Source organism: Nocardia nepalensis, assembly GCF_048910785.1.
GTDB classification, from domain to species: domain Bacteria; phylum Actinomycetota; class Actinomycetes; order Mycobacteriales; family Mycobacteriaceae; genus Nocardia; species Nocardia nepalensis.
In genome coordinates this window covers 50,610-71,703 of record NZ_JBKBET010000022.1, presented here as the reverse complement: position 1 = coordinate 71,703, position 21,094 = coordinate 50,610, and the positions used below count along the sequence as shown (strand labels likewise).

The following is a 21,094-nucleotide window of genomic DNA, read 5'->3' as shown; positions in this document are numbered from 1 at the left end:
CGGCCGGGGCGATTCGCTCCGGCCACCAATTCGCAACGGGGGCAGATGGATATGACGGGGAGGGCGCTCGGTCGCGCCGAGGTGGCGGCCGAACTGGGGCGGCTGGACGAGGCGCGCCGGATCATCGGCGAGGCGCTGGTGCAGCAGCCCGATGACCCGGTGCTGCTCGAACGCATGGCGGACCTCGCCTATCGGCTCGACCGGACCGACGATGCATTGCGCTACGCGACCGCGGCGATCACCGCCGATCCGGCCCGCATCGACGCATATCTGACGGCCGCGTTGGCCTACGACGCCTACGGCATGCGCGAGCAAGCCCAACGGCACGCCCGCCTCGCGACCCGGCTGGCACCCGACAATGTGTCCGCCCTGCTGGTGCTGGCTCGGGTCGTGGCCAATGCGGCGCGGTCGGATAAACCGCGAGCCGAGGCCAGTGCCGCGCTGGAACGGGCGACCCGTCTCGCCCCAGCACATGCGGGCACGCATGCGCATGCGGCGGAAACCTATCGGCGACTGCATGATTCGGATTCCGCACGACGTCACGTCGAGGCCGGTCTGGCCGAGGATCCGGTCCATGCCGAACTGTTGCAGACGCGGGCGCGGCTGGACTTCGAGAACGTCGCGACCAGGGATAAGGCCGTCGCGACACTGCGCGGGCTACTCGGGGCGAGTCCGGAACACGCGAGCGCGCGTCGGCTGCTGGCCGAAATCATGTGGCGGGCCTTGATTCGGCTGGCCTCCTGGGTGTGGTTCTTGGCGGTCGCGGTGGTGGCGCTCTCGATGTGGATCCCGTCGGGCGGGATGCGGGTGCTGACGCCGGTGCTGTTCGTGAGCGTGCTGGGCGCGTGGTTCGGTGTGTTCCGGAAGTTGCGCCGTCAGCTGCCCCCTCGGTACATGCGCACGCGTCTGCTGCGACGTCCCGAAGCGTTGCTGGCGTTGCCGATCGGGCTGATCTCCGGTCTGGTCGCCGATATCGGGGCGCTGATGTTGTGCTCGAACTGGTCGGCCGAGGAAGTGCGCGCCGGATACACCAGCGTGCTGGTCGCAGTGGTGGGTGCGGCGCTGGCGCATCTGTTGCTGTTCGGCGCGTGGGTCCGGCGGCGCGACGGTGAGTCGGATCGGAGTGCGGGGGAGGACTTCGCGCTGAAGAGCGTGATCAGCGCCATCGGTGCTGGGCTGCTGCTCGTCGGAGTGCTTGCGGCGCTGCGGCATTGGGCACGTCAGCCGGCAGCGTTCGGGGCCTTCGTCGCGATCCTGGGCATCGTGGTGCTGACCCTACTGATCGAGGTGCTGCTCGTGCAGGCGCTGGAATCGGGCTGGCGGATATTCGACGCGCACTTCGCCGGTGTGCTGGTGGTCATGGCCTTGGTATTGCTCGGGGTCTGGTGGGGTGTGCACGAGGTGGCGACGCAGACGTTCTGCAGCGATGAGCGGTTTCCGGTGCCGACGATGCCGAAATCGCCGCGGCCAGTTGTTCCGACCTTCCACTTCACGCCGCCGGTGCTGCCCACACCGACTAGGTAGTCAGGCTTGTAGGGCGCGGTTGGCGGCGTCGACGATCGAGGGCAACAGGCCGGGCAGGGCATGGTCGAGATCCTCGGCACGCAGGCGCTGGCAGGTCTGGCCGTCGATAATCAGTCGCTCGATGACACCGGCTTCGCGCAGAATCTTGAAGTGGTGGGTGGCGGTCGACTTGTTGATCACCTCGTAGAGCGCACCGCAGCGGACGGCGGTGCCCGCATTGCTCAGTCGGCGGACCATCTCCAGCCGCACCGGATCCTGTAGTGCCCCGAGCACGGCGGGTAACGAGGCCACCGGCGGCGCCTCGGTGGCCGATTCCTTAGTTTCGGTCATGATCTACCTCACAGTGGTTTGATGACCATCGTACCGGCTGTATCGTCTCTATAAGTTCGATCATCATCAAACTTACCTGATCGGGGTTCCGATGGCAGCGACAATGACGGTGGCGGCCGACCAGCAGACCTCTCAGCGCTGGGCCTACGCGCTGATTCTGGCGGCCAGTGGAGTGGCGCTCGGCGTATCCGGGGTGCCCGCACCGCTCTACGGCATGTACCAGAAGGAGTGGCATTTCTCGCCGCTGACGACGACCTTCGTCTTCGCCGTCTACGCGTTCGCGGCGCTGGCCGCGGTCCTGGTGTCCGGACGGATCTCCGATGTGATCGGCCGCAAACCGGTGCTGCTCGGTGCGTTCGCGACCATGATCGTCGGACTCGTGGTGTTCCTGCTCGCCGATAATGTCGCGATGCTGTTGGTGGCGCGGGCATTGCACGGGCTGGCGGTCGGCTCTACGGTGGTGGCCGGTGCGGCCGCGCTGCTGGACCTGCGGCCGAAGCATGGTGCGCGATCCGGTCAGCTCAGCGGCGTCGCCTTCAATGTCGGTATGGCTGTGGCGATTCTGGGATCGGCGGTGCTGGCGCAGTACGCGCCGCATCCGCTGCGCACGCCGTATGTCGTGATCACCGTGGTGTGCCTGCTCATCGGCCTCGGCGTCGTCGCGCTGCGCGAACCGCATACCGCGCGGGTCGCCGGTCGTATTCGGATCGCGAAACCCGCTGTGCCGCAGGAGATTCGCGGTGACTTCTGGTTCTCGGCGCTGGGCGTGATGGCGGCCTGGTCCGTGCTGGGCGTGCTGCTGTCGCTTTATCCGTCGCTGGCTTCGGCCGAGACGGGCATTCACAACCTGGTCTTCGGTGGCGCCGTCGTCGCGTCGACGGCGGTGGCCGGTGCTGCCGCTCAGCTGTTCGCGACCGGAATTCCGGCGCGGCGCGCGGCGATCGGCGGCGATACCGGCATGGCGGTGGCGCTGGTGCTCACCGTGCCCGCGCTGCATACCGGCAATTGGGTCGTGGTGCTGCTGGCCGGGGTGCTGCTCGGCGCGACCTTCGGGCTCGGATTCGGCGGTTCGCTGCGGCATCTGTCCGAGGTTGTGCCGCAACACAAGCGGGGCGAGACCATGTCGGCGTACTACCTGCTCGCCTACACGGCCATGGCGCTGCCGACGATCCTGGCCGGATGGGCGGCCACCGAGTGGGGATTGAGCGAGGTGTTCCCGTGGTTCGTAGGTGCGGTGGCATTCGCGTGCCTGGTAGCGGCGGGGCTGGGTCTGCGCCGGAATCGGGAAGCGGTGCAGCAGAGCGCGTGATCGGCCTTCGGCACGGATTCCGCCGGACCGGCCGCCGCCGGGTGATCCGCGGGATGCGTCGCTGATCGAGGTCGAGATGGCGGCTCGGGTCGGCGAGCGGACGAAAACGCAAGGGGCACAGACCGATCTTGTTCGGTAGTGGGCGAGCGACAACCCGGCTACCATTCGGTGATGCGATGGGGGCGGTTGGGCGACCGAGTGCACCGCGCGGCATTGTTGCTCGCGGTGCTCGGCGCGGTGCTCGGCGGATTGGTGATTGCCGGGCTGACCTGGTGGTTGTTGTGGTGGCTGCTGGGTGCGAAGTCCGAGACGCCGAATCAGTTGGACCTCACCAAGATCGCGCTGTCGGTGGCGGCGGGAGTTGGCGGAGCGGTCGCGCTGGTGGTGGCATACCGGAGGCAGCGGGATCTGGAGCGTGGGCGGTTCGCGGAGTTGTTCGGGGCGGCGGCGAAGCAGTTGGGGGATGTGGATGCCGCGGTTCGGATTGCCGGGGTGTACGCGATGGCAGGCGTGGCCGATGAGTTCTCGGCGCCGAGTCGCAGGCAGCAGTGCATCGATGTGCTGTGTGGATATCTGCAACTGCCCTACGAGGCGGCCGACGGGGCGAATCACCTTGTCTCACGCGCCGAGTCGACCGAGGAGGCCGGGGCCAAGGTCGAGCGGGTCTATGAATTCCGGCGCAATGACCGGGAGGTGCGTCGCGCGATCGTGCGGGTGATCGCGCAACACCTGCGGCGCTCGGCGGAGATCTCGTGGTCGGACTGCGACTTCACCTTCAATAATGCGGTCATCGAGAAGCCGGATTTCCGGTATGCGGTGTTCCGTGGACAACACACGTCCTTCGCCGGAGCGACATTCATCGGAGCGACCACGTTCGAGTCCGCGGTCTTCGCCGGTCGGCATCTCACCTTCCGTGGCGCGACCTTCCGGGACGGTCCTGCGCTGTTCGATCGAGTGGAGTTCGGGCCTGATCGGATCGACAAGCGGGAACCGGCATTCGTCGTCGGCACCACTTTCGCCGATATCACGTTCGAAGGTCCGGCGTCGTTCGAGAACGCAGTCTTCGGCGGACCACGCACCGACTTCAGTGGCACGCGTTTCCTCGGCGCCCGAACCTCGTTCCAGGACGCGAAGTTCCGGGCCGAGCTGACCTCGTTCGAGCGCGCTGCCTTCGATGGTGCGCACATCGCCTTCGACCGCACCGAATTCGCGAGTACCAGAGTCCTATTCAGAGGTGCGCAGTTCTACGCGACGCTCACCGCCTTCGACGAGGCCAGAGTCGGCGCGCCGAATCGACTGCGGAATAGAGGCACCCGCGAAACGGACTTCGCGCAAGCCGAATTCCACGGTGGCATCAGGTTCCCGCGCACAGTGCTCGGCGGACGCACAGTCGACTTCACCGAGGGTGACTTCTTCGGCGATATCTCCTTCCTCGGCACCCGTTTCGCCGCCCAGGAAATCCATTTCGATCGCCCGAAGGCCTGGGTGGGCACCCATTTCGACTGGGATGACGCGCCAACCCGCAAACCGACCAGTGTCAAACCGAATCCGTGGCCGCCGACCGCCGCCGGATGATGCCCAGCCGACCTGCGCAGACGGCCCTGATCCAGGCCAGGATCGCGCGTTCACGGGGCTCGGCTGCGAAACCAGCCCGTCGGGGCAGCTCCGCTTGGAGACTGCCCCGACGGTGTGCACTACGTCGGCCAACCGCCGTACGGGACGGTGATCAGCTCTAAGAAGTGTCCACTCGGGTCGAGGAAATAAACTCCCCGACCGCCGTCATTGTGGTTGATCTCGTTGACGTCCTGTTGCCGTGGGTCGGCCCAGTGATCCAGTTTGTAGCGCTGGATCTTGGCGTAGGCCGCGTCGAACTCGGCCTCGGAGATCAGGAATGCGTAGTGCTGCGGCTGGATTTCGGTGATGTGCGGTGGCACGTTCGCGAAGTCGAAGGTGACTCCGTTGCCGGTGGGCAGGGGAATGAACGGGCCCCACTCTTTTCCTAGTTCCAAACCTAGGATGTCGGACCAGAATTCGGCGGACACCCGATGATCGCGGCAACCGACGATCGTGTGATTGAACTGTACTGACAGGGGATTTCTCCTTGGGTCGTGACGGTCCCGACCCCGGGCTCGGTACAAGGCGGCCTACGGGAGCACCGTCACGGGCGTCGAGGCTAGCGAATCGGTTTCCACCGTGCCACCCCCAGTGATCGGGACCATGTTTCGCCGACCGCGTTTCTCACTGTGACCCGCTTCGCTGTCTGTGACGCAGCGCGGTAGCGTCGGTGGAATGAAGATTCGAGGGGCGGTCCTGGAGCGGATCGCAGCGCCCGTGCCGTTCGCCGAATCGGCGCCGATCACCGTCTGCGAACTGGACCTCGGCGAGCCCGGTCCGGGGGAGTTGCTGGTGCGGATCGAGGCCGCCGGGCTGTGTCATTCCGACCTGTCGGTAGTGGACGGAAACCGCCTGCGACCGGTGCCGATGCTGCTCGGGCACGAGGCGGCGGGCATCGTCGAGGCGGTCGGTCCCGGTGGCAGTGATCTCGCGCTGGGGCAGCGCGTGGTGATGACCTTCCTGCCGCGCTGCGGGGAGTGCGCGGGCTGTGCCAGTGAGGGACGAACGCCGTGCGGGCCGGGCAGCGTCGCCAATAATGCGGGTGAGCTATTGAACGGTGGTCGCCGGCTGCACCGGGACGGTGCGCAGGTGCACCACCACCTCGGGGTATCCGCTTTCGCCACGCACGCCGTCGTCGATCGCCGATCGGTGGTTCCGGTCGATGCCGATGTGCCGCCGGAGGTGGCGGCGGTGCTGGGTTGTGCGGTGCTGACCGGTGGTGGGGCGCTGCTCAATTCCGCGAAACCCGGTCCGGCCGACCGGATCATGGTGGTTGGGCTCGGCGGTGTCGGCATGGCGGCGGTGCTCGTCGCGGTATCGCTGGGTGAGCACGAAGTGATCGCCGTCGATACCGTTCCGGAAAAGCTCGCTCTCGCAAAGGAGCTCGGCGCGACCGCCGCCTACACGCCCGCCGAACTCGCGGAACAGGGCATCCAAGCCGATGTCGTGGTCGAGGCGGCGGGCAATATCCGTGCCTTCGAAACCGCCGTCGCCGCAACGGCACCCGGTGGTACGACCGTCACCGTCGGCCTGCCCGCCCCCGACGCGCGTGCGAGCATTTCGCCGCTCGCACTGGTCGCCCAGGGCCGCACCATCATCGGCAGCTACCTGGGGTCGGCGGTGCCGTCCCGCGATATCCCGGAGTACGTCCGCATGTGGCGCGAGGGTCGGCTGCCCGTCGAGAAGCTGGTGTCCGCACATATCGGGCTGGACGAAATCAATCACGCGATGGACGAACTCGCCGCTGGGCATGCGCTGCGGCAAGTGATCGTGTTCGACTAGTCCGCTGAGCGGCGGCCGCGCAAAGTATTGCGGCGGTCGTCGAATTGCTCAGGGTTGCCGCCTGTCCGCGTCCAGGGCGTCGACGAATTGTCCCAGCAGGCGGGCGAATTCGGTGCGCTCGCGGTCGGTCCAGTCCGACATCGCGGCGGCCATGGCGGTGCGGCGGCCGTCACGGGCCGCGGCCACGACGGCGCGCCCGGCGGAGGTCAGTCGCAGGACGGCTCGTCTGCCATCCCGCTGATCCGCCGTGCGCTCGAGATGTCCGGATGAAACCGCCTGGGCGACAAGGCGACTCGCGCGCGGCTGGTCGACGCCCAGCGCGGGGGCAAGGGTTCCGACGGTGGCCGCATCGGAACCGGCGACCGCATCCAGGACTCGGAAGACCGCGATGGGCACCGGCGAATCCTTGCCCAGCGCCCCCCGGGTCTGGCGTCGCCGGATCCGCACCATCGCCGCCTCGACGGCCTCGGTGACCCAATCGTGCTCTTCCATCCGACCAACTTTCATGTCATATTACATGTAGTTGTAATTCTACATGTATTGGAGGGACGATGGCAGCGCAACGCCCGATCGGTTACTGGTGCAAGGAACTCGATCGCCTGATCAACGCCTGTTTCGAGGAGGATCTGGCCGCCGCCGGGCTGACTCGCCGACACTGGCAGATGCTCCACTCACTGGCCGAAGGCCCCCGCCCGGCCGCCGATGTCCGCGATGGTCTCGCTCCCTTCTGGAACGACTTGTCGGAGTGGGACATTCAACTCGCCTACCTCATGGCTCGCGGCGACGTGGCCGACGACGCGGGCACCCTCGCCCTCACCGACGCGGGCCACGCCACCCACCGGGAAGCCTTCGCCCTCATCGGCCAGCGTCGCCGCGCGATGCTCGACGGCATCACCGACGAGCAGTACACCGAGACCGTTCGCCTCCTGGAAAAGATGGCTGGAAATGTGGCCCGCACTGGGGCAATGGGAGCGACGGTTGGATAAGTGGGCGGCCCCATCCGTGCTCGATAGGGTCGCCGGGAGCTGACTATCGACGCCGCTACCGCGGACGCGTGCGGCGGGATGGTCGCTCTGTGAGGCGTGGGAGGTCAGGGGAGGGGAAGGTGAGCAGGGTCGATAGGCTTGCGGGGACAGTTGGCGAATGAGGAGGTGCGGTGACCATTCGGGTCGGAGTGCTCGGTGCACGCGGGAAAGTCGGGCAGGCGATCTGCGAGGCGGTGCAGGCGGCGGGCGATCTGGAGTTGGTCGCGACCGTCGATAAGGACGATTCGCTCGAGGCGTTCACCGAGTCCGGGACGCAGGTGGTCGTCGATTTCACCAACCCCGATGTGGTGATGGGGAATCTGAAGTTCCTGGTGGAACGCGGGATTCACGCGGTGGTCGGCACCACCGGATTCGATGCGGCCCGCCTTGACGAGGTGCGCGGCTGGCTGGCCGGTCGGCCGGAGACCGGCGTGCTGATCGCCCCGAACTTCGCCATCGGCGCGGTGCTGTCCATGCGGTTCGCCGAGCAGGCCGCGCGGTTCTTCGATTCGGTCGAGGTCATCGAACTGCACCACCCGAACAAGCTCGACGCCCCCTCGGGCACCGCCTATCGCACCGCGGGCCTGATCGCCGCGGCCCGGGACAAGGCCGGAGTCGGCCGCAGCCCCGACGCCACCACCCAGGAACTCGAGGGTGCGCGCGGCGCCGACGTCGACGGCGTGCGGGTGCATTCGGTGCGCCTGGCCGGACTGGTCGCGCACCAGGAGGTGCTGTTCGGCACCCAGGGCGAAACCCTGACCATCCGGCACGATTCCATCGACCGCTCCTCCTTCGCCCCCGGCGTGCTGCTCGGCGTCCGCGAGATCGCCAACCGCCCCGGCCTGACCGTCGGGCTCGACCCGTTCCTGGATCTGTGAACTCGCCGGAACCGGTCGAGGAGGGGCACGGCACCGACGTCCGCAAGGTCGTCGCGTTCATCGCGGCGCTGGTCGTCGTGCTCGGCTTCTACTTCCTGCTGCTCGGCCGCATCGCAGTCAGCCTGATCGGTTCCGGTGACGCGCCCGCCGTCATCATCGGGATCGGCGTGCTGATCCTGCCGCTGCTCGGTGTCTGGATCGTCGTCGCCACCGTCCGCGCCGCCCTGGCCCACCAGCACCTGGCCCGCCGCATCCACGAGGAGGGCCTGGAACTCGACATCTCCGACCTCCCGCGGCGCCCCTCGGGTCGCATCGAACGCGACGCCGCCGACCAACTCTTCAACCAGGTCAAACAGGAATGGGAGGCCGATCCCGACAACTGGCGCGTCTCCTACCGGCTCGCGCGCGCCTACGACTACGCCGGGGACCGCAGCCGCGCCCGGGAAACCATGCGTCGGGCGGTTGCTTTGGAGAAACTCGAACGCCAGCTTTGACCCCGCCCCCGGACACAGCCTATCGATGGCGTGTGAATCGAAAGACCCCCAACATAGAGCAGTCCCCGGTAGTCTCCATCGAATTCGTGAGTTTCAGTCGTCGCTGACAGCTCCGATATTCGACTGACTTGCCGGGGGCCTGGCCAGATCCTTGGAAAATGTTTCCGATGTCAACAGACGTCTCTGTCCAACAGTTCCACACTTTCCGGTGTTCCGGTGTAAACCTCTATTTTCCTCCTGCTTTGGTCGCCAGTCAATAGCCGGCAGCCTTGAATTCTGCTTCGAGTTCAGAGCGGCAGTACGCTGCTGGATGTGTCTCGCCTGCTGATCATCCATCACACTCCGTCGCCGCATATGCAGGCGATGTTCGAGGCAGTGGTGTCCGGTGCGACGGATCCGGAGATCGAAGGAGTGGAGGTCGAGCGCAGGGCCGCCCTCGCGGTCACGGCGAGCGATGTGCTGGCCGCGGACGGTTATCTGCTCGGTAGCCCGGCGAATCTGGGATATATGTCCGGTGCGCTCAAGCATGCATTCGACACGTTCTACTACCCGTGTCTGGACTCGACGCGCGGTCGGCCGTTCGGTTTCTACCTGCACGGCAATGAGGGCACCGAGGGAGCCGAGCGCGGGGTGGTCAGCGTGACCAACGGCCTGGGCTGGGCGAAGGTGGCGGCGCCGGTGATCGTGATGGGACCGCCGTCGAAGGAGGATATCCAGCGTTGCTGGGAGCTGGGGGCGACCGTCGCCGCCCAGCTCATGGGCTGATCACGGCCCCCCGATTTTTGGTGTCTGACCGGTGGCCGGGTAAGCCGGGCATACTACGAGGCGACGTTGTAGCGGTGGGGATGTGGACGAGTTTGCTCGGGAACGGAGTATCGAGGTGATGTGGGCCGAAGGGGGCGAAACAGCACCGCGCCGCATCGGGCTGGTCGAAGACCACGAATCGGTGGCGATCGGGCTTGCCGCGATGCTGGCGCCGGAACCTGATCTCGATCTGGTGCTGACGGCGGGAACCGTCCCGGAACTGCTTGCCGCGGCGGCGAATAGCGCGCCGCTCGACCTGGTCGTCCTCGATCTGCGGCTGGCCGACGGATCGTCACCGGAGGACAACGTGCGCGCGCTGCGTGACCGCGGCGTCGAGGTGCTGGTGTTCACCGGCGCGGATAACGCGTTCCTGGTGCGCGCCGCGGCGAAGGCCGGTGTGCTCGGCGTGGTGCGCAAATCCGAGGATGTGCCGACGGTGGTCGCGGCGGTGCGCCGCGCGGCCTCCGGCGAACAGGTGGTGACCACCGACTGGGCCGCCGCCATCGATGGTGATCCGCAACTGTCCGACGTGGGCCTGAGCCCGCGTCAGGAAGAGGTGCTCACCCTCTACGCCTCCGGTGAGAAGGCCTCCCGCGTCGCGCGGCTGACCGGACTCTCCGAACAGACCGTCAACGACTATCTGGGGCGCATCCGGCAGAAGTACGCCGACGCGGGTCGTCCGGCTCCCACCAAAACCGATCTCTACAAGCGGGCGGTAGAGGACGGATGGCTACCGGTTCCCGAGCGGCTTCCTCGCGCATGACAGCGTCCAGCATGCTGGACACCGCATCACCAACCGCGAGCTCCGCGTCGCTCGACCCGTTCCGGGCGAGTCGATGGCGCCGTGGGCGGGCCGCGGCGTCCAGGCAGAAGATTATCGAGGCGGCCTCGGATCGCATCCTGCGGCGGTTGGGTCTGGCCGTCGGCATCGCGGGCGTGATCGTCGCGATCGTCGAACTGCCCGATATCGCCGACCAGGCGAAATTCGTCTCCGGCCCGTGGGCGGGCCTGGTGGTCGGCGTGGCGCTGGGGTGGTTCCCGGTGCTCGCGGTCGTATCGATCGCGCTGGGCGCCGGGGCGATTCGCATGGTGGCGGGCGCGGCGGCGGTGAGCTACCTCGCGGCACTGGCGACTATGCCGTTCATCTACGCCGAACCCCTGACCGACACCGCATCGGTCTGGATGTATCGGGTGCTCGCGCTCGGTGTGCTCGCGGCCGTGCTGGCCTGGCGCCCCCCGCTGGCCATCGGCTATCTCCTGGTCGCCGCGGCGACCGCGGCGCTGGCGAACCGATACGTGGTGCCCGACGCGACGGCTTGGTCCCTGATCGGCGACTTCGCCAGGGCCGCTGGCCTGTGCGCGCTATTTCTGTGGTGCTGCATCTACGCACTCGCCGCGGCCGCGCGGGTGGACCGTGAGTCGGTTATCGCGAGTCGACGCGCGGCCGCGGTGGCCGGTGCGGCGGCCCGGGATCGGGAACGCGCCCGATTCGCCGCACTGATTCACGACGGGGTGCTCTCGACCCTGCTCGACGCCTCGCGCGCCGGTGCGGAATCGCCGGTGCTGCGTCGTCAGGCCGAACGCACACTCGAACAACTCGACGAATGTCGCGGCGCCAATACCGAACCCGACCGTCTGGACGCCCAATCGGCCATCGGCTTCCTGCGCTCGGCGGTGTTCGAGGTGAATCCGGGTATCCGGTTCACCGCGCGGCGCTGGGCCGGACTCGATGATCTGCGACTGCCCGTGCACGCCGCCGGCACCATCGCGGCCGCGCTCGCCGAGGCGGCGCGAAATAGCTTGCGCCACGCCACCGTTGCGGGCCGGACCGTGCAGCGCACCGTCACAGTGACGATCAGTGCGGGTGGTATCCGGGTCGTATTCCGTGACGACGGAGCCGGTTTCGATCTGGACCTGGTGCCCGCCGATCGGCTCGGCGTCTCGGTCAGCATCCTGGGCCGGATGCGCCAGCTGGCCGGTGGGGCCGGATTCGTGGAATCCCAACCGGGGGAGGGGACCACGGTGACCTTGGTCTGGGGTGGCGATGGCTGATACCGGTAACGAATTCGGCCTGCGCGACCTGCTCGGGCTGCGGGACCGGTCGGCATGGCTGTTCCTGGTCATCTTCGAGGCGACGATCCTGCTGTACATGATGCGCAATTTCACCGAATCGCCGCTGATTCTGGCCACGATCGCGCTGGTGCTGCTGGTCGGGGCCGGGGTGGTGGTCTTGGTGGTTCCGGTCGATCCGCTGCCCCTGCCCGCCGCCATCGCGGTGGCCGCGGCCGGACCGATCGCGACCGCGCTGACCACCGTCGATATCGACCACGGCATGTCCAAGCAGGTCTGGACCGCATTCGCCTCGTCCTATGTGCTCGCGGTGCTGGTATTGCGCGGCCGATTGGGTGCGGCGTGGTGCGGTGTCGCCGGGATCGCGGTGGTGGTCGCGGTGGTCGGTGCGACAACCGGGCTGCGGGTGGTCGTCGGATCCATCGTGCCGATCGCCACGGTCGCCGGGGTCTCGATCGCCGCGGCGGTCATGCGGCCGATGCAGCGCTCACTGCGGCTGCTGCGCGAGGACGCCACCATGCGCGCGGCCGCCGAGGCGACCATGGCCGCGCAGAACGGTGAGCGCGATCGGCAACTGGCCCGGCTCGACAGGGTGGCCCGCCCGATCCTGGAACGCATCGCGGACGGTGCCGAACTCAACGCGTCCGAGCGGGAGGAGTGCCGACTGCTGGAGGCCGAACTGCGCGACGGATTGCGTGCGCCACAGTTGGTGACCGACGAGTTGAGCAGCGCCGCCCGCGGTGCGCGCTCACGCGGTGTCGAGGTGGTGCTCCTGGACGACGGCGGTTTCGCCGGGGTGCCGAAGTGGGTGCGCCAGCAGGTGATCGAGTCCGCGACCCGGGAATTGGATGCGGCCAATGCCGGTTCGGTGACCGTGCGGGTGCTGCCGATGGGACGACGCGTGCTGGCCACCGTGCTCGCGAACGCACCGGACCGGGATCGGCGCACCGAGATCGATACCGCGGGCGCGGTTTCGGTCTCGACGTAATCTGTCGGACCCCCATGGCAATGTCGTGATCATGCGGAAGATGAGTGCGGCCGCGGCGCGTCGGACGGCGCTGGCCGCGCAGGGGTTCGCGGCGCGTCGGCCCGGCGCGACCACGCGGAAGTCGGTACTCGGTGCGGTGGCGAGAACGCAACTGCTGCAACTGGATTCGGTGTCGGCAGTGGTGCGCGCGCACTATGCGCCGGTCTTCAGCCGGATCGGCGGATATGACCGCACGCTGCTGGATCAGGCCGCCTGGAGCAATGGCGTGCGGCGTCCGCGACGGCTGGTCGAGTACTGGGCGCACGAGGCGGCGTTGATCCCGGTCGAGGATTGGCCCCTGATGCGCTGGCGGATGCGCAGATACGAGCACGGTCGCTGGGATGGCATGCGCCGGGCCAAGGAGCGCAATCCGACCCTCGGTAAGGACATTCTCGATGTGATCACCGAGTTCGGCGCGTCCACCGCGGGTGAGGTGGAGCGTCATCTCGAATTGGACAAGCCGCGCCCCAAGGGTTCCTGGTGGAATCTCAGCGATACCAAGATGATCTGCGAACAGCTCTTCGCGGCCGGTGAACTCTCGGTCGACAAGCGGGTCGGTTTCGCCAGGCACTACGACCTGACCGAACGGGTGATCCCGCCGGATATCTTGGCGCGCAACGTCTCCGAGACCGAGGCCGTGCGGGAGTTGGTGTTGCGGGCGGGCACCGCACTGGGCGTCGCGACCGAGACCGATCTGCGCGACTACTACCGGCTGCACCGATCGCAAACCGAACCGGCGATCGCTGAGCTGGTCGATGCGGGGGAGTTGGAACCGGTCGAGGTGACGGGCTGGGATAAGCCCGCCTATCTACGCGCCGGTGCGTCGACGCCGCGCCGCATCGAGGGCGCTGCCCTGCTGTGCCCGTTCGATCCGCTCATCTTCTTCCGCGCCCGCACGGAGCGGATCTTCGACTTCCACTACCGGATCGAGATCTACACGCCGGAACCCAAACGGGTGCACGGGTACTACGTATTTCCGTTCTTGTTGAACGGGGAGTTGGTCGGTCGCGTCGACCTGCGTGCCGAGCGCGCGGCCGGACGGCTCCTGGTGCCAGGTGCGTTCGCCGAGCCCGGACATCAGACTCCGGAGACGGCGCGAGCCCTTACGGACGCGCTGCGTGAGATGGCGGATTGGCTCGAACTCGATGACGTGGTCATCGGCGAACGCGGCGATCTCGCACCGCTGCTGTGAACGGTCGGGCTCAGGCCGATTTGGGTTTCCGCGTGGATTCGCTTTCCACCCGTGCTACGAACCGCTCGACGTTATCGAGCGCGTCCTTGGCCTCCGGCAGCAGCAGATACGGCAGCTGGAATACATGGAACATGCCCGGCCATGTCTGGACCTCGCAGTCGCCGCCCGCCGCGAGCAGTGCGGCGCCATAGGCTTCGGAGTCGGCCGACAACACCTCGGCCGCGCCTGCCTGCAACAGGATCGGCGGCAGATCCGGCCCGACCGCGCTGAGCACATTCAGCCGGGGATCGGCGAAATGGTCCGAACCGGTGTAGAGCTCGGTCAACTTCCGCGCCGCCCGCACCCGCATAAAGGCGTCGTCGACGTGCGGTTCCCGCTCCTTGGCCAGCGCCCAGGTCGAGTCGACCAGCGCCGAGAATCCGACCACCGCCCTCGGCTGCTCGAGCCCCAGCTCGCGCAGTTGCACACATAACCCGAGCGCGAGATGGCCGCCCGCGGAGTCACCCATCACAACGATGTCCTCGGCCGCATGCCCGCGAGCGCGCAACCACAGGTAGCCATTGAGCGTGTCATCGTGGGCGGCCGGAAACCGGTACTCCGGCGCGCGTCGATAGTCGAGACTGAAGGCCGCTCGATCCAACCGTCGCGACAGCTCGCTGACCAGGCCGCGATGGGTCCCCGGAGTGCAGCCGACATAACCGCTGCCGTGCAGGAAGTAGAGCACAGGACGGCCAGGCTCGGGCACCGCGCCGACCCATTCACCACGCAACCTGCCCCGCGGCCCTGCCACATCGATCGCCTTGTGCGGCAACGTCGGTGCCGATCCGGCGGCGCACGCCACCAGCAGCACCGCACGAGCGAGCCGCGCACCGGCCCGATCCGGCAGCAGCGGCGCCAGCAGCTGCGGACCACGGACGACAACTTTGGCGGCCAGGCTCATACCGCGCCCGGCAAGCGAGGGACGGGTAGAGCTGGCGTGATCGACGTTGACCATCTATCGATTGAAGCAGCCCAGCAGGCTGCTAGCAATAGTTAGCGGTACCTGAAGTAACGCCATATCAGATATCGCGCTTGGGCCCGTATCCGCGCATCTGGTCGCGCAGTGCGCCGCTGACGGCATTCGAAAGCCACGAGTTCAGCGAAACCCCGCTGGCCGCGGCGGCTTCCTCGGCCTTGGCCTTCATCTGTTCGACCAGTCGCAGGGTGACCCGGCTGATATCGCCGGTCATCTCCTCGAACGTGGGATGCTCGTTCTCCGGGGCGGGGTTCTTGCGCACATCCACGGTCGCGTCGGTGCCGTCCACCGAAACATGCACCGTCCGGTCGCCGAGTACCGTGCTGACCTCCGCGGCCAGATCCGATAGCGCGGCGAGCAGCGCCAACCGCGCCGAACTCTCCGTGGCCGCGGCCAGGGCGGCGGCGGTGGCCTGGGTTTTTTCGTCACCGAGGGCGGCGGCCGCGATCAGGTCCTCGCGTAGCCGTGCGGTGTATTTATTCAAATCCATGACATCAGTGTGACGCCATCATTGATGTCATTCAAGGGTGGATTTGACATCATGATCATCGGGTGGGAGGTGAATCACTCGCCCGGGCAAGCCGATCGGCGGTCAGGGTGTCGAGGGCGTTATCGGGAGCGGGTAGCCTTTCTGACCATGACGAACGGTGAATCGACGCCAACGGAGCTGCGCGCGTCCGGCGCGGTAGGTGTCGCGATGGTGACCCCCTTCGGTGTCGACGGCAAGCTCAATGTCGATGCCGGGGTCGCGCTCGCGGCCCGCCTGGTCGACCGCGGCGTCGATTTGCTGGCGATTTCCGGGACCACCGGCGAATCGCCGACCACCACCGAATCGGAGAAGGCGGACCTGCTCCGTGCCGTCGTCGACGCCGTCGGGGATCGTGCCACCGTGATCGCGGGCGCGGGCACCTACGACACCGCGCATTCCATCGAACTGGCCCGCAATGCCCAGCGCGCTGGCGCGCACGGCCTACTCGTGGTGACCCCGTACTACTCCCGCCCCACCCAGGACGGCCTGCTCGCGCACTTCACCGCCGTCGCGGACGCCACCGACCTGCCGGTCACCCTGTACGACATTCCGCCGCGCTCAGTGGTTCCCATTGCCAGCGACACCATTCGCAAGCTCGCCGAACATCCGCGCATCGTCGCGGTCAAGGACGCCAAGGGCGATTTGAACGCCGGTGCGGACCTCATCGCGAATACCGATCTGGCCTTTTACTCCGGCGACGATGCGCTGAATCTGCCCTGGCTCTCGGTCGGGGCGACCGGATTCATCAGCGTCATCGGACATCTCGTGCCCGAGCGGCTGCGCACCCTGCTCGACGCCTATACCGCCGGTGATGTGGTGCGGGCCCGCGAGATCAACGCGAGCCTGCTGCCGCTGAACGCCGCGATGTCGCGCCTGGGCGGCGTCGCGATGAGCAAGGGCGGTCTGCGCCTGCTCGGCGTGGATGTCGGCGAACCGCGCCTGCCGCAACTGATGCCGACCACCGAACAACTCGATGCCCTGGCCGCCGACCTTCGGCTGGCAGGGGTGCTTTCGTGAGGAGTAAGCGAATCAAGGACACCGCACTGTCAGACGTGATCGAACCAACCATTCGGGAGGTGCAGTCATGACTGAGGCAGTAGGCCGCCGCCGCCCCCGCCGGACCGCGACCCGGGCCGCTGGCGCGCCCGAACCGGCCGCGAAACGTCCGGCCACCACGGAAAAGGCCGAGCAGGCAGCACAATCCGACATCGGCGACCTATCGAGATCACCCGAATCAGTGATCGAGGACCGAACGCGAGCGGAAACAGCGCCCGCGAAGAAGGCCGCCGCGAAGGCTCCCGCGGTGAAAGCATCCGCCGCGAAGGCTCCGGCCGCCAAGGCCGAACAACCCCGCAGGCAGGGCCGCGGTCGTCAGCAGGGTGGCCGCGGACGCGGTGAGCAGCCCGTGGCGGCCCCCGCCCAACGTGCCGCCGCCGACCGGCTCGGCGCCCCGCCGAAGCTGCCCAAGCACGGTCTGCGCGTCTTCGCCCTCGGCGGCATCGGCGAAATCGGCCGCAATATGACCGTTTTCGAATACGGCGGCAAACTGCTCATCGTCGACTGCGGCGTGCTGTTCCCGGAGGACCAGCAGCCCGGCGTCGACCTGATCCTGCCCGACTTCCGGCCCATCGAGCACCGGATGGACGATATCGAGGCCATCGTGCTCACCCACGGCCACGAGGATCACATCGGCGCGGTGCCGTTCCTGCTGCGCCTGCGCGCCGATATCCCGGTCGTCGGATCGAAATTCACTCTCGCGCTGGTGGCCGCGAAATGCCGGGAGCACCGGCAACGTCCGAAGCTCGTCGAGGTAATCGAGGGCCAGCACACCACGCACGGCCCGTTCGGCTGCGAATACTTCGCCGTCAACCACTCGATTCCGGATGCCATCGCCGTCGCCATCCGCACCCCGGCGGGTGTCGTGCTGCACACCGGCGATATCAAACTCGATCAGCTGCCCCTGGACGGCCGTCTCACCGACCTCGCCGGATTCTCCCGCCTCGGCGACGAGGGCGTCGACCTTTTCCTGGTGGACTCCACCAATGCCGAGGTGCCCGGCTTCGTCACGCCCGAACGCGAGATCGGCGGCGTGCTGGACACGGTGATCGGCAAGGCCCGCCACCGGGTGATCGTCGCATCGTTCGCCAGCCATGTGCACCGCATCCAGCAGGTGGTCGATGTCGCCCAGAAGTACGGGCGCCGTGTGTGTTTCGTCGGCCGCTCGATGACGCGCAATATGGAGATCGCGCAGGAGTTGGGCTATTTGACGGTGCCCGACGGCGTGGTCGTCGATCTCGATGTCGCCGCGACCCTGCCGGGCGATCGGCTGGTGCTGATCTCCACCGGATCGCAGGGCGAACCGCTCTCGGCGCTATCGCGGATGGCGCGCGGCGAACACCGCCAGATCAATATCCGCGCCGACGATCTGGTGGTGCTGGCCTCTTCGCTGATCCCGGGCAATGAGAATTCGGTATTCGCGGTGGTCAACGGTCTGTCCAGGCTCGGCGCGACGGTGATCACCCAGCAGAATGCGAAGGTGCACGTCTCCGGGCACGCGTCCGCGGGTGAGCTGCTGTATCTGTACAACGCGGTGCGGCCCACCAATGCCATGCCGGTGCACGGCGAATGGCGGCATCTGCGCGCCAATGCCGCGCTGGCCGTGGCGACCGGCGTGCCGGAGGATCGGGTGGTGCTCGCCGAGGACGGCGTGGTGGTGGACCTGGTCGACGGGATCGCCTCCATCGTGGGCCGGGTTCCGGTCGGGCATGTGTACGTCGACGGTCTGTCGGTCGGCGATGTCGGTGAGTCGACACTGTCGGATCGTCTGGTCCTGGGCGAGGGCGGATTCATCTCCATCACCCTCGCGGTCGACTCGACCACTGGTAAGGCCGTCAGCACGCCCGAGATCAGTGGGCGCGGGTTCTCCGATGATCCGACCGCGCTGGTGGATGCCGCGGATCTGGTCGAGGTCGAACTGCTCCGGCTGGCGGGCGAGGGCGTCACCGATACCCATCGCATCGCGCAGAGCGTGCGGCGCGTGGTCGGCCGCTGGGTGGCCGAGACCTACCGCCGCCGCCCGATGATCGTGCCGACGGTCATCGGCGTCTGACAGAAGCCCGAAAACCGCCGGAAGCCGTTGCTATCCGGCGGTTTTCGCGTGTTACGGCTGGCAGTGTGGTCGAGGTCGGCGGAGTCGGACCGCCGCGCCGGCACCGCATCCGATATGTTCGGCACATGAGCATGGCGCAACGGGAACGTCGGGCACTGGTGGACACGATGTCCGCGGTGGGGCCGGACTCGCCCACCCTGTGCGGCAGTTGGACCGTGCGAGATCTGGCCGCGCACTTGGTAGTTCGAGAGCGTCGCCCGGACGCGTCCCCCGGCATCATGCTGAAACCGCTCGCCGGATATCTGGAGTCGGTGCAGGCCAAGGCGGCGCGGCGGCCCTTCCCTGAACTGCTGGAAGACGTGCGGACCGGTCCGCCGTGGTGGTCGCCGCTCAAACCGGTCGACGCCGTCGCGAATCTGACCGAAATGTTCGTCCATCACGAGGATGTGCGTCGCTCCGCGCCCGGCTGGGAGCCGCGTGAGCTGCCCGCCGCCGATGAGGACAAGCTGTGGTCGGCGGTGCGACGGATGGGCCGCATGGCCTACCGCAAATCGCCGGTCACCGTCGAACTCGCCACACCTGACGGCAAGAGCGCCATCGTGCACACGAAATCCGGAACCGCGCCGGTGACGCTGACCGGCAAGCCGTCCGAGCTGCTGCTGCACGCCTTCGGGCGCGACGAGGTGCGGATCGAAACCGCGGGTGATCCCGACGCCATCCGCATCGTCTTGAGCCTCGATCGCTCGATATAACACGCTGACGTGCCCGGAAAGGACTGGAGGGTGGCGAGCGTGACTCAGGATCTTCCAGTGTTTCGTGATGATCGAATGCTGTGGATGCCCTGATCGATAGGTCAACCATCAACGCGTCTCCCGCGCTGATGTGGGGCAACGGTTTGTTGTCGGTGGCTCGTGGCATGCTCTGATGGTGGTGCGGCACACCTCATTCCGTTTCTGCTTGGACCCCACGGTCGAGCAGCAAGCGGTGCTATCACGCCACGTAGGTGCTGCGCGGTTCGCATTCAATCACTGCTTGCACACGGTGAAGGCGGCGTTGACGGCCCGCCGAATCGATCGATCGGTACCGGTGCCGTGGTCGGGATTCGATCTGATCAACGATTTCAACCGGTGGAAGAAATCTGAGCAGGCCGGGCGCGTATTCACCGTCGATACCATGGGCACCGCCACCGTGGCAGTGACCGGGTTGCAATGGCGCGATCAGGTGTGCCAGCAGGTATTCGAAGAAGCCGGGGTGGATTGCGGGCGGGCGTTGGCGGCCTGGGCCGAAGCGCGCGGCGGCACCCGTAATGGTCGGCGGGTCGGCTTTCCCCAGTTCAAGAAGAAGGCCACCGCAGTGCGCTCGTTCCGGTTGCGTAATAAGCGCTCACACAACGGTCGCTCCCTGATCCGGGTTGGTGACAACGATCGCCCACGATCGGTGACGTTGCCGCGGATCGGAACAATAACGGTTCATGACGACACCCGGCGGCTGCGGCGGATGCTGGCTTCGGGTGCCGCGAAGGTCCTGTTCGCCACAATCAGCCAAAAGGGTGGACGGTGGTGGATCACGCTGAATGTGGAAGCCACCGACCTGGACGCTCGCCACCAGCACGAACCACGCGCGAAATCCGACGGCGGCGGCTGGGTGGGCGTAGATCGTGGCTTGTCCGCGTTCATGGTCGCGGCAACCAGTGACGGTGCTGAAGTCGCCCGCGTTAGCGATCCTCCGAAGCCGCTGGTTGCCGGAATACGCAAGCAGCGTCGCCTTGCCAAGTCGGTTGCACGAAAGCTGAAGGGTTCCAACAATAGGCGGAAGGCGGCCGCCCAACTGGGTCGTCATCATGCCCGCGTTGCCAATGTTCGTCGTCATTTTCTGCATGAGATCACCGCAGGGTTGGTCAAAATCCACGATCGGCTCGTCTTGGAAGATCTGAATATCGCTGGCATGCTGCGCAATCGCCGCTTGGCGCGCGCGATCAGTGATGCCGCATGGGCCGAGTTCGGCCGCCTGATCACGTACAAGCAGGCCTGGCGCGGCGGCACGGTAGTGCTCGCCGATCGTTGGTTTCCGTCGAGTCAGATCTGCTCGCGTTGCGGTATCCGCAACGCCGAATTGACCTTGGCCGACCGAAACTTTGCCTGTGGATGTGGTCATCGACTCGACCGCGATCGCAATGCCGCAGTTAACCTCGCCGCCTGGGGCGAACAACATCATTATGATTCTTCCAGGCTCGGGAGCCCGAAGCACGAGCCCCGGTCATCAATGTCCGCTGACGGGACGGCGCTGGCCCACACGCCTGTGGGTGAAAACGGCCCGGTTGACGCGGAAACCGACACTCAGTCATGAGTCGAGGATGTCCGAGAAGGACGGTGCTTCCCTACCTCGTCTGTAG

Annotated in this window: 21 protein-coding genes; 16 read left to right on the top strand and 5 right to left on the bottom strand. The window is 67.0% G+C overall.

Features of this window, described 5'->3' with window-relative positions:
* Window positions 1–51 precede the first annotated feature (51 nt).
* Window positions 52–1,524 carry a tetratricopeptide repeat protein gene (locus tag ACHQ4I_RS19115; RefSeq protein WP_420773151.1) on the top strand — a complete coding sequence of 491 codons (1,473 nt, stop codon included), beginning with the start codon at window positions 52–54 and terminating at the stop codon, window positions 1,522–1,524.
* Here the strand turns inward: ACHQ4I_RS19115 and ACHQ4I_RS19110 are convergent, their stop codons facing one another.
* Window positions 1,525–1,854, bottom strand: a complete 330-nt coding sequence (locus ACHQ4I_RS19110) for an ArsR/SmtB family transcription factor (protein ID WP_420773150.1) — start codon at window positions 1,852–1,854, stop codon at window positions 1,525–1,527. It abuts the gene before it with no gap.
* Window positions 1,855–1,933: 79 nt separating this feature from the next.
* Here ACHQ4I_RS19110 and ACHQ4I_RS19105 point away from each other — a divergent pair, with 79 nt between their 5' ends.
* Together ACHQ4I_RS19105 and ACHQ4I_RS19100 are read left to right on the top strand one after the other, a co-directional pair.
* The gene (locus ACHQ4I_RS19105; RefSeq protein ID WP_420773360.1) at window positions 1,934–3,163 is read left to right on the top strand and encodes an MFS transporter; all 1,230 of its coding nucleotides are present in this window, start codon (window positions 1,934–1,936) and stop codon (window positions 3,161–3,163) included.
* A gap of 171 nt (window positions 3,164–3,334) precedes the next feature.
* On the top strand, window positions 3,335–4,738 hold the full coding sequence (locus ACHQ4I_RS19100) for a pentapeptide repeat-containing protein (protein WP_420773149.1): 1,404 nt from the start codon (window positions 3,335–3,337) through the stop codon (window positions 4,736–4,738).
* A 119-nt stretch (window positions 4,739–4,857) separates the two neighbouring features.
* On the opposite strand, the gene ACHQ4I_RS19095 is transcribed toward ACHQ4I_RS19100, so the two are convergent.
* Window positions 4,858–5,253, bottom strand: a complete 396-nt coding sequence (locus ACHQ4I_RS19095; protein WP_420773359.1) for a VOC family protein — start codon at window positions 5,251–5,253, stop codon at window positions 4,858–4,860.
* Window positions 5,254–5,452: 199 nt separating this feature from the next.
* Here ACHQ4I_RS19095 and ACHQ4I_RS19090 point away from each other — a divergent pair, with 199 nt between their 5' ends.
* Complete coding sequence (locus ACHQ4I_RS19090) at window positions 5,453–6,559, top strand: zinc-binding dehydrogenase (RefSeq protein ID WP_420773148.1); 1,107 nt, start codon at window positions 5,453–5,455, stop codon at window positions 6,557–6,559.
* Between the two features lie 48 nt (window positions 6,560–6,607).
* On the opposite strand, the gene ACHQ4I_RS19085 is transcribed toward ACHQ4I_RS19090, so the two are convergent.
* Complete coding sequence (locus ACHQ4I_RS19085; protein ID WP_420773147.1) at window positions 6,608–7,051, bottom strand: MarR family winged helix-turn-helix transcriptional regulator; 444 nt, start codon at window positions 7,049–7,051, stop codon at window positions 6,608–6,610.
* Between the two features lie 59 nt (window positions 7,052–7,110).
* Between ACHQ4I_RS19085 and ACHQ4I_RS19080 the strand changes: the two genes are divergently transcribed.
* From ACHQ4I_RS19080 to ACHQ4I_RS19045, 8 genes are all read left to right on the top strand, one after another.
* Window positions 7,111–7,545 (top strand): hypothetical protein, encoded by a 435-nt coding sequence (locus ACHQ4I_RS19080; protein ID WP_420773146.1) that lies wholly within the window; start codon window positions 7,111–7,113, stop codon window positions 7,543–7,545.
* A 170-nt stretch (window positions 7,546–7,715) separates the two neighbouring features.
* Window positions 7,716–8,462, top strand: a complete 747-nt coding sequence (gene dapB, locus ACHQ4I_RS19075; RefSeq protein WP_420773145.1) for a 4-hydroxy-tetrahydrodipicolinate reductase — start codon at window positions 7,716–7,718, stop codon at window positions 8,460–8,462.
* Entirely contained in the window at window positions 8,459–8,956 is a 498-nt protein-coding gene (locus ACHQ4I_RS19070; protein ID WP_420773144.1) for a hypothetical protein, read from the top strand. The genes dapB and ACHQ4I_RS19070 overlap by 4 nt, the downstream gene beginning before the upstream one ends.
* A 312-nt stretch (window positions 8,957–9,268) precedes the next feature.
* Window positions 9,269–9,721, top strand: coding sequence for a flavodoxin family protein (locus ACHQ4I_RS19065; protein ID WP_420773143.1), 453 nt, complete (start codon window positions 9,269–9,271; stop codon window positions 9,719–9,721).
* A 118-nt stretch (window positions 9,722–9,839) separates the two neighbouring features.
* Window positions 9,840–10,523, top strand: a complete 684-nt coding sequence (locus tag ACHQ4I_RS19060) for a response regulator transcription factor (protein ID WP_420773358.1) — start codon at window positions 9,840–9,842, stop codon at window positions 10,521–10,523.
* On the top strand, window positions 10,520–11,812 hold the full coding sequence (locus ACHQ4I_RS19055; RefSeq protein WP_420773142.1) for an ATP-binding protein: 1,293 nt from the start codon (window positions 10,520–10,522) through the stop codon (window positions 11,810–11,812). Before ACHQ4I_RS19060 ends, ACHQ4I_RS19055 begins: the two co-directional genes overlap by 4 nt.
* Window positions 11,805–12,818 carry a hypothetical protein gene (locus ACHQ4I_RS19050; protein WP_420773141.1) on the top strand — a complete coding sequence of 338 codons (1,014 nt, stop codon included), beginning with the start codon at window positions 11,805–11,807 and terminating at the stop codon, window positions 12,816–12,818. Before ACHQ4I_RS19055 ends, ACHQ4I_RS19050 begins: the two co-directional genes overlap by 8 nt.
* Window positions 12,819–12,849: 31 nt before the next feature.
* Entirely contained in the window at window positions 12,850–14,049 is a 1,200-nt protein-coding gene (locus ACHQ4I_RS19045) for a winged helix-turn-helix domain-containing protein (protein WP_420773140.1), read from the top strand.
* A gap of 10 nt (window positions 14,050–14,059) precedes the next feature.
* Here the strand turns inward: ACHQ4I_RS19045 and ACHQ4I_RS19040 are convergent, their stop codons facing one another.
* Together ACHQ4I_RS19040 and ACHQ4I_RS19035 are read right to left on the bottom strand one after the other, a co-directional pair.
* The gene (locus tag ACHQ4I_RS19040; RefSeq protein WP_420773139.1) at window positions 14,060–15,043 is read right to left on the bottom strand and encodes an alpha/beta hydrolase; all 984 of its coding nucleotides are present in this window, start codon (window positions 15,041–15,043) and stop codon (window positions 14,060–14,062) included.
* Between the two features lie 64 nt (window positions 15,044–15,107).
* Window positions 15,108–15,554, bottom strand: a complete 447-nt coding sequence (locus ACHQ4I_RS19035; RefSeq protein WP_420773138.1) for a toxin-antitoxin system HicB family antitoxin — start codon at window positions 15,552–15,554, stop codon at window positions 15,108–15,110.
* A 147-nt stretch (window positions 15,555–15,701) separates the two neighbouring features.
* On the opposite strand from ACHQ4I_RS19035, the gene dapA reads away from it, so the two are divergent.
* From dapA to ACHQ4I_RS19015, 4 genes are all read left to right on the top strand, one after another.
* The gene (gene dapA / locus ACHQ4I_RS19030) at window positions 15,702–16,610 is read left to right on the top strand and encodes a 4-hydroxy-tetrahydrodipicolinate synthase (RefSeq protein WP_420773137.1); all 909 of its coding nucleotides are present in this window, start codon (window positions 15,702–15,704) and stop codon (window positions 16,608–16,610) included.
* A 67-nt stretch (window positions 16,611–16,677) separates the two neighbouring features.
* Window positions 16,678–18,702 carry a ribonuclease J gene (locus ACHQ4I_RS19025; RefSeq protein WP_420773136.1) on the top strand — a complete coding sequence of 675 codons (2,025 nt, stop codon included), beginning with the start codon at window positions 16,678–16,680 and terminating at the stop codon, window positions 18,700–18,702.
* A gap of 125 nt (window positions 18,703–18,827) precedes the next feature.
* Entirely contained in the window at window positions 18,828–19,454 is a 627-nt protein-coding gene (locus tag ACHQ4I_RS19020; protein WP_420773135.1) for a TIGR03085 family metal-binding protein, read from the top strand.
* 172 nt (window positions 19,455–19,626) lie between these two features.
* Window positions 19,627–21,048: an RNA-guided endonuclease TnpB family protein gene (locus tag ACHQ4I_RS19015; protein ID WP_420773134.1), complete on the top strand. Its 1,422-nt coding sequence runs from the start codon at window positions 19,627–19,629 to the stop codon at window positions 21,046–21,048.
* Window positions 21,049–21,094 lie beyond the last annotated feature (46 nt).